The sequence below is a fragment of the Thermoflexus sp. genome (assembly GCF_042408365.1).
Lineage (GTDB): Bacteria > Chloroflexota > Anaerolineae > Thermoflexales > Thermoflexaceae > Thermoflexus.
Genome location: NZ_JBHOQJ010000227.1, coordinates 1 through 8222 on the forward strand (window position 1 = coordinate 1; position 8222 = coordinate 8222).

Annotated in this window: 7 protein-coding genes; all 7 read right to left on the reverse strand. The window is 65.5% G+C overall.

Annotated elements, in window-relative coordinates; all coding sequences use genetic code 11:
- Positions 1 to 58 precede the first annotated feature (58 nt).
- Complete coding sequence (truD, locus tag ACFMO5_RS10710; protein WP_376792744.1) at positions 59 to 1204, reverse strand: tRNA pseudouridine(13) synthase TruD; 1146 nt, start codon at positions 1202 to 1204, stop codon at positions 59 to 61.
- Between the two features lie 81 nt (positions 1205 to 1285).
- Positions 1286 to 2662 carry a 16S rRNA (cytosine(967)-C(5))-methyltransferase RsmB gene (gene rsmB / locus ACFMO5_RS10715; protein WP_376792745.1) on the reverse strand — a complete coding sequence of 459 codons (1377 nt, stop codon included), beginning with the start codon at positions 2660 to 2662 and terminating at the stop codon, positions 1286 to 1288.
- Positions 2663 to 2777: 115 nt separating this feature from the next.
- Positions 2778 to 3803, reverse strand: coding sequence for a mevalonate kinase (gene mvk / locus ACFMO5_RS10720; protein WP_376792746.1), 1026 nt, complete (start codon positions 3801 to 3803; stop codon positions 2778 to 2780).
- Positions 3804 to 3962: 159 nt separating this feature from the next.
- The gene (locus tag ACFMO5_RS10725) at positions 3963 to 4613 is read right to left on the reverse strand and encodes a class I SAM-dependent methyltransferase (protein WP_376792747.1); all 651 of its coding nucleotides are present in this window, start codon (positions 4611 to 4613) and stop codon (positions 3963 to 3965) included.
- A 47-nt stretch (positions 4614 to 4660) separates the two neighbouring features.
- Complete coding sequence (locus ACFMO5_RS10730; RefSeq protein ID WP_376792748.1) at positions 4661 to 5584, reverse strand: pseudouridine-5'-phosphate glycosidase; 924 nt, start codon at positions 5582 to 5584, stop codon at positions 4661 to 4663.
- Positions 5581 to 6810, reverse strand: coding sequence for an exodeoxyribonuclease VII large subunit (gene xseA, locus ACFMO5_RS10735; protein WP_376792749.1), 1230 nt, complete (start codon positions 6808 to 6810; stop codon positions 5581 to 5583). The genes ACFMO5_RS10730 and xseA overlap by 4 nt, the downstream gene beginning before the upstream one ends.
- Positions 6811 to 6910: 100 nt before the next feature.
- Positions 6911 to 7942 (reverse strand): SIS domain-containing protein, encoded by a 1032-nt coding sequence (locus tag ACFMO5_RS10740; protein WP_376792750.1) that lies wholly within the window; start codon positions 7940 to 7942, stop codon positions 6911 to 6913.
- Positions 7943 to 8222: the final 280 nt, after the last annotated feature.

Genomic DNA, 8222 nt, shown 5'->3' on the forward strand with positions numbered 1-8222 from the left:
CTTCCGATCTCGGGCCGCCTTCGGCGGCCCGCACCCCAGGAGGGAGAAAAAATGGCCATTACCGAGCGGATGATCCCTCAATCCAGGTTTGCAACACCTTCAAGAGCATGGTTCCATAGCTTCCAGGAGGCAGTTCAAAAACCAGGATAGCTTCCCTTTTCTCTAGAAGGAGGCTCTTTATCTCTAAGGCGAACGGCCGACACCAGACCGGCCGGCGGGTCGGGGGAGGGGCATCCTCCAACAAGGCCCCCCGTCGGAAATGAGAAGGCTGGAGCCCTTCCTCCTCCAGCACCGCGGCCAGCGCCTCTAACCAAGGCGGCTCGCTGCGGGCCCGCCGATGGGGCAAGGCTACGAGGGCCGCTGCCTCCGGCGGCGGTTCCAGCGGCACCGGGAAGCGCTCCCCACGGATCTCGATCTCGTAATGAGGGATCCGGGCCCACACCCATGCCAGCATACGGTTCCAGATCCACGCCCGATAGGCATCGACCCACAGCGCCCGCAGGCGTCCCGGGATGCGGCGCACTGCGCCCCGCCAATCGGTGGGATGATCCCTTAAGAAAACGAGCACGCTCCGATAATTGGACGGACGGGGCGCTCGCTCCAGCAACGCCGCCCAATTCCCCCACCAGGCCTGCGCCTCTGCCTTAAAGGCCCGCACGGCCGGAGGATCCCCGATCAGGGGGATCGTGAGGTAGATCCGAAGGGTCTCCTCGGCCTGTCCCAGGAGGAGGGGCCGGCCGATGAAACCGGCCTCCGGGCTCCATGATCCGAAGCGCTGGTCATCGAAGTAATTGGGGAACCCTTGAGCGGCGAGGAGGGCACTCGCCTCAGGCAACCGCTCGATCTCGCGATCGGCCAGATCCCGAAGCCGAACGATGAACCGGTTCCCCCGCAGATCCTGGGGCCGCAACGGGCGATCCGCGTAACCCACCCGGACGGCCTCGAAGCCCTCTCCCTGGACGCGCGCAGGCCCTGGACCCCGAACGGCGGCCATCTGAACGGCAAGGGCGTCGCGATCCTTGAGGGCGGGAAAGATCACCGCCCGCTGCGGCACACCCAGCCTCGCGGCCAGCTCCGCCTGAACCTCCAGCGTGGTTCGCCCCCGCTTGCGCACTTGGTAAAGGGTGTAGGGGCCGCCCGGCTGAAGCGGAAGCTCAATCATTTCCTCGACCTGAAAATCCTCCGGTCGAACCTTCCAGCGCATCCTCCTCCCCTCGTGCGGGACGCCTCACCCGCCCCGGAGCTCCCCGGATTCGGGGAACGACGGATGGGTCCGAAGTCCTGCTCAGCCCACTGGCGTTCCGGCTTTCTCCAAGATCGCCCCGAACGCACCGTCCATGTGATGCACATGGGGCAGGACCCGATAGAAGCCCTCGGCGTCGATAAAGGGGGTGGGCACCTTGCCCTGCGCGGACACCAGGCGGAATTCCGGGTGGTCCCGCAGGAAGGCGTAAATTTGTTCTTCATTTTCCTCTGGCTCTAGCGAACAGGTGCTGTAGACCAGGTATCCCGACGGCCGGAGCATCCGAGCGGCGGCTTCCAAGAGCTCCCGCTGAATTCGGGCGAGGCTCGCGAGGTCGGATTCCTGTTTATGCCATCGGGCGTCGCTCCGCCGGGCCAGCACCCCCGTTCCCAAACAGGGGGCATCGATCAGGATACGATCCGCCCATTCTGGCAGGAACGGTCGTCGTCCATCCGCTTGGACCACGTGGATGGTCGTGAATCCCATCCGCCAGGCGTGCTCCCGCAGCCGGTGGAGGCGGCCGAAGTGAGCGTCCGCCGCCACCACAATCCCTCGATCCCCCATCCACTCCACGATGGCCGTGGTCTTCCCCCCAGGGGCTGCACACAGATCCAACACCCGCAGACCCGGCCGGAGATCCAACAGATAGGGAACCATGGCTGCCGCCTCGTCCTGCGCGATCACCTTCCCTTCCTGATACGCCGGCCATGCGGTCAGATCCAGCCCGCCCTCCACCAGGATGACGTAGGGATGATAGACGCTGGGCCGGGCCCGCAGGCCTCGGGCCTCCAGATCCGCGAGGATCTCCTCTCGGGTCGCCCGCAAACGGTTCACCCGAAGGCTCAAGGGCCGGGGGGTATTCTGGAAGCGGCAGAGCTCCCGCGTCCCCTCCACCCCATAGCGGGCGATCCAACGGCGCACCATCCATTCCGGAAACGAATAGCGGATCGCCAGGTGCGCCACCGGGTCCTCGCGGATGGAAGGGAAGGACGCGACCGGTTGTCCTCGCTCCAGCCGGGCGGAGATCCGGCGCAGCACCGCGTTCACCAGCGCGGCAGCCCCTTCCCCCGCGGCCATCCGGGCAACCTCCACGGTCTCGTGGACGGCCGCCCAGCGTGGGATTCGATCGAGAAACATCAGTTGATAGAGGCCCATCCGCAGGGCGTTCCGCACCCAGGGATCCAGACGCTCCAATCCACCTCGCACATAGCGGGCCAAGACCCAATCCAGAGTCTTCCGCCAGATGGTCACGCCATCCACCAACGTCGTTAGGAGATCCTGATCCCGCGGGGAAAGGGCGATCTCCCGCCGCAGGGCCTGTAACACATAGTCCGCATAAGCGGCCTGAGTCTCGATCCGATGTAGCGCTTTTAGCGCGTAGTAGCGGGCAGGAGATCGAACGGAGGGCTTGGAGCGCAAGGGTCAATCTCCTCCATCAGGTTGTCGAGGATCTCCGCTTCAGGCGCTTTCCTTAGAGGCACCTTCCAAGGAGGCGACGAGCCGCCATCCTGCGGCCCTTTTCCCCTAAGCCTCATTACACGACTTCTGTGCGGTAAGCCGATCGGGCGCCGGCCGCCCGCAGGGCCTGAGCCACACGCTCGGCTTGCTCCGGACGGGTCAGAGCGATGATGTTGCCTCCCCGGCCGCCGCCTGTGAGCTTGGCCCCCAGCGCGCCGGCCTTCCGAGCGATCTCGGTCAGGTGATCCAGGACCGGCGATGAGACGCCCAGCTCGCCCAGCACCTGATGGTTCGCATCGAGCAGCGGGCCCAGGTCTTCGATCCGGCCGGAGGCCAGGCAGCGCTCGGCCTCCTGAACCAGCTCCGCAATCGCATCGAACAGGCGCTCGTAGCGCTCCGGATCCCGCTCCCACCCCGCCCGCACCGCCGCCACGGTCTCCCGCGTGGGGCTGGGGACGCCGGAATCCGCGATCACCAGCGTGAACGGCCGGGCGATCGAAAGGAAGACCGGGGGCTGGCCGCGGACGAAGCGGATGGGGCGTTCATACGCGATCACGGTGTTGTCGATCCCGCTGGGGGTGCCATGGTAACGCTTCTCCACCTCATACACGAGGGCGGAAACCACCTCCGGATCCGCCGGCCGTCCGCCCCACTGGAAAATCGCCCGGATCAGCGCCGCCGACACAGCAGCGCCGCTCCCCAACCCCCCAGCGATCGGCAGCTCGGAGCGCAGGATCAATCGAAGATCCGGCTCCGGGAGGCCCAAATGGGCTAGCGCCAGGCGAACCGCCATGGCCAGTGGATGTTCCGGCGGGGCCGTGGCGAGCCCGATTTCCCCCCCCACGTCAGTCGCTTCGATCCAGCATCCGGACCCACGGGGCAACGGCTCGGCCCGCACCCGCGCCCGCAATCCACACACCGGGACCGCTAAGGCGGGGCGGCCGTAAACCACCGCGTGCTCGCCCAGGAGGATCACCTTGCCGCAGGCGGAAGCTTCCACGGTCTCCTTCATCGCTTGAGCGATCTCTACTCCTCCGATAGGGTTCGTATCCAGCCAGGGCTCCGGCCCTTTCCATGGAGAATATGAGCGAATGTGGGTCATTCGACCCTTGTGGGACACCCACCCAAGGGCGCCCCGACATCAGGACGCGGATGTCTCTGGTAGGGCGGGCCTTGTGCCCGCCCTGGGGCACCCCTACGCCATCTTCCGATCCCACCCCCATCGAAATTCCTTGGGGAAAGATCATCAGAGCGGGATAAGCTACGAGCGCCGCGCCAGGATCCCCACGAAACCGGCTTCCGGGTGGAAGCCTGGGCGAGCCTCCTCCTCTGCGATCTCCGGCGCGTCCGGGCGTTGAAAGAGGGTAGATCGATATTCAACGATCTGGAACCCAGCTACGTGCAGCCAGGCCTCCAGCTCCCCCCGAGAGTAGAAGTGTGCGATGGAATAGAAGGGATGTCCCTGGCGGCCTTTCTCGGCATAGTGAGAGGCCCATGGGCTTTCCCCCAGGATCATTCCTAACACGAGGCCACCCCCTGAGCGCAGCGCCCGATGGGCCTCTCGCAGAACCGCCAGGGGATCCTCGACGAAGCATAGGGTGACCACGAGGAGGATCCCTCCGAAGGCGCCGGATCGGAAGGGCAGGCGCTCCCCGATCCCCTGAACCACCCGCACCCCTCGTCCGGCGGCTATCCGGAGCGGCGCCAGGGCCGGATCGATCCCGAAACCCACCCCGAGCGCCTGGGCAAAGCGACCCGATCCCACCCCGATCTCCAGCCACGGGGGAGGGCACTGGGCCAGCAGCGCGGCCAGCGCCCGGATCTCCGAGCGATAAGCCCCCCGCCCCACTGGCCCCTCATACCAAGCATCGTAACGGGCGGCATAACGCTCGAACACCGATTCGGAGCTCATTTCCTTCTTTAGTCCCTCTGGGGCTTAGATCATCCGGGCGTATCCGCTTAGGGTGTTCCACCCGGATCAACACCCACCAAGGCGCGGGCGATGCGCGCGGCGATCCGCGCGTTCTCCAGGAGCAAAGCCCGATTGACCTGCACGCTCTCCCCACCCGTCCGCTCCGCGATCCGAGCGAGCAGGAAAGGCGTGACCTCCCATCCCTTCACGCCCTGCCGCTCGGCTTCCTGCAGCGCCTCCCGAATGGCCCCTTCCAGCTGTTCGAACGGCACGGCGAAGGAAGCGGGTGGGGGAACCGTCACCAGGATGCCCTTCCCACCGAGCGCCCAATGGATCTGGGCGATGGCTGCGATCTCTTCCACTGAATCCACCCGGGCGTCCACCGGAAGCCCGCTGGATACGCTGTAGAAGGCAGGCAGCGTGTGGGTACCCCACCCCAGGACCGGGATCCCATAGGTTTCCAGCCATTCTCGCGTGGCCCGCAGATCGAGGATAGCCTTGGCCCCCGAGCAGACCACCAGCACCCGCTCCGTCGCCAGGGTCGGCAGATCGTTCGAGACATCGAAAGGCGCCCCCCGATGCACCCCCCCGATCCCCCCGGTGGCCACTACGGGGATTCCAGCCCGCGCAGCGGCCCACACGGTAGCCGCCACCGTGGTCGCGCCGATCTCCCGGCGGGTCAGCACGACGGGGAGATCCCGTCGACTTACCTTGACCACTCGTTCATCGCCAGCGAACCGCTCCAGCTCAGCGGGCCTCAGACCGACGACGACCCGCCCATCGAGAAGCCCAATGGTCGCCGGGACGGCTCCCTCCGCGCGAACGACTTCCTCCAGCTCCCAAGCGATCTGAAGGTTCAGCGGCCGGGGCAGGCCGAAGGCGATCACCACCGTCTCCAGGGCGACGATCGGCCGGTGATGCGCCCGCGCCTCTTCGACATGCGGCCCGAATCGGAAATACCGGTCTATCACGGAAAGCCTCCTTCCACCCGCACAGGTACCTCCCCGTCTGCCCACTGTACGGTCAGGCGTTCGCCAGGCTGAACCTGATCCGCCCGTGTGATCAAATGACCATCGGGCCGGCGCACCAGGGCATAGCCGCGGGCCAAGACCGCGCGGGGGTTCAAAGCTTCCAGGCGGGCTTGCTGATGGCCCCAGCGAGCCTGGGCTTGCAGAATCTGCTGGCGGATCGCGCTGCCCAGCCGCGCTCGCAGCAGATGCAAGCGCTCCAAACGGGCGTAAAGCTCCCGCTCCGGTGTGTGCGCCTGCAGGCGGGCTCGCAGGGTCACTAAGGCCTGGGCTGCGCTCTCCAACCGGGCACGCATCGCCCGTCGCAAACGATCCCGCCATTCGTCAATCTTCATGGCCACATCGTCTCGATCCGGCGTGGCGAGCTCCGCCGCGGCGGAAGGGGTAGGCGCGTGCACATCGGCGGCCGCGTCCGTCAGGGTGAGGTCGATCGCGTGGCCCACGCCGGAGACCACCGGGAAGGGGGAAGCCGCCACCGCTCGGACTACCCGCTCATCGTTGAACGCCCACAACTCCTCGTTCGATCCTCCTCCACGCGCGATGATGACCAGGTCCAGCCCCTCCACCGCCTGAAGCGCCTCCAGGGCGGCGACGATGGAGACCGGAGCATCCTCCCCCTGAACAGCCGTGGGGGAGAGAATGACCTCGGCTAGAGGCCAACGCCGCCGGAGGATGTTCAGGATGTCCCGAAGCGCAGCCCCTGCGGGCGAGGTCACCACGCCGATGCGGCGGGGGAAAGGGGGGAGCGCCCGCTTGCGGGCGGGTTCGAACAGCCCCTCGGCTTCCAGACGGCGCCGGAGCGCCTCCAGGGCCAGAAACCGCTGACCCAGGCCGATGGGAAGCCAGCGATCCACATACAGGCGGCAATCCCCTCGATCCTCGTAATATCCGACCCGGCCCCGCACCAAGATGGTCTGACCGTTCGCTGGCAGCTGGGCCATACGGGCGGCTTGAGTCTTCCAGACCACGCAGGTGATCTGAGCCCGTCCCTCCTTCAATGAAAAGAAAATATGCCCCGGCGCCGTCGGACGGAGATCTCCCACCTCCCCTTCTACCCACAGGTCCCCCCAGGCGAAGCGGCTTTCCACCGCCTCCTTCAGGTGAGCGGCCAGCTGGGAGACCGTGAGATGGGTGATAGGGGCATGCTCGAGTTCCTCCCATTCGCTCATCCGAAAAGCTCCTCAGGAATTTCGAAAGCTCGCGAGAGGCCTTCGATGAGAGACTAGGGTTATATCGCTGAATCGTCGAACCTCCCGGCAGACCCGGGGGTTACCGTGTTTCGGTGATTTTCCGCAAGCCCCGCGGTTGATCCGGATCCAGCCCCTTGAGCCGGGCCAGGGAAACCGCAAACCACTGACCGGGGATCACGGCGACCACGGGGGACAACCATTCGGGGACGGGAGGCAGGGGAATGCCCACCTCCGCCAAGGCGAGGAGCCCGGGATCTTCGCTGCAAAGGGTGAGATGAGCCTCCCGCTCCCGTAACATATGGGCCAAGCTTTCCATCTCAGTGCGGAAAGTCGCTCCGGGTGCGATCAAGAAGACCGGGAACCCGGGTTCCACTAAGGCGACAGGTCCATGGCGAAAATCCGCTGAGGAATAAGGCTCCGCCACAATATAAGTCAGCTCCTTCAGTTTCAAAGCGACTTCGAAGGCGGTCGCGTAGTTGAAGCCCCGGCCGATGACCACCCCATGGACAGCCCGCCACCAGGCGGCCGCCGCCTCCCGAGCGGCCGCCTCTGTGCCCAGCGCCTGGGCAATCGCTTCGGGCAATTGAAGCAAATCCTCTCGCATGGTGGCGTCCTCCGTCCAGGCAGCCGCCAGCAGGGCCAAGGCGATGAGCTGAGCGGTGTAGGTCTTGGTGGCCGCCACCGCCCGCTCCTCCCCCGCCCGAAGGGGGAGGACGACATGGGCGGCCGAGGCGAGAGGAGAGGACAGATCGTTAGTGATCGCCAGCGTCCATCCGCCCTGCCGGCGGGCCTCTTCCACCACTCCCACGATATCCGGCGAGCGGCCGGATTGGGAGATTCCGATCACCCACGTCCGATCCAGTCGAGGTGGCCGCCGGTAAAACGTGAAAAGGGAAGGCGTAGCCAGGGCGGTGGGGAGGCCGGCGAAGGCGCCCAGCAGATATTGTCCATAGCGAGCCGCGTTGTCAGAGCTTCCCCGCGCAGCCAGCATGGCCAGGGCAGGTTGAAAGCGACGGGTTTCTTCAATGATCCACCGCGCTTCCTCCCACCCTTCGCGGATCAAGCGGGCGGCCACCTCAGGTTGCTGTCGGATCTCCTGTTCGATCCACATCCAAGGCTCCTGAATGCAGGATTTTAAGCTTGAGGGAGCCTCCCGAGGCGATTATACTTCAGCGCAAGGGAAGATTCGTCCTGCAGAATACGATCGCTATACTTATTGCACCTTGAAGAACGAATCAAGTGGCAGGCCGACATCGCTATGCATGGAGGAGCTGAGGACCCCGCCTGCTTAATTTGTTAAGCTTGCCCTGTCGCAAAGCTAAAAGGGCGCAGAGGAAAAAATCCGAGATGGAGCTTTAAGCCAAACCTTTCCGGAAGAATTTCTATGAGGG

What these genes read in the sequence shown, in the direction of transcription:
- truD (WP_376792744.1), bottom strand. Translation starts at nt 1,204, where the DNA reads ATGCGCTGGAAGGTTCGACCGGAGGATTTTCAGGTCGAGGAAATGATT.
- mvk (WP_376792746.1), bottom strand. Translation starts at nt 3,803, where the DNA reads ATGACCCACATTCGCTCATATTCTCCATGGAAAGGGCCGGAGCCCTGG.
- xseA (WP_376792749.1), bottom strand. Translation starts at nt 6,810, where the DNA reads ATGAGCGAATGGGAGGAACTCGAGCATGCCCCTATCACCCATCTCACG.
- ACFMO5_RS10740 (WP_376792750.1), bottom strand. Translation starts at nt 7,942, where the DNA reads ATGTGGATCGAACAGGAGATCCGACAGCAACCTGAGGTGGCCGCCCGC.
- ACFMO5_RS10725 (WP_376792747.1), bottom strand. Translation starts at nt 4,613, where the DNA reads ATGAGCTCCGAATCGGTGTTCGAGCGTTATGCCGCCCGTTACGATGCT.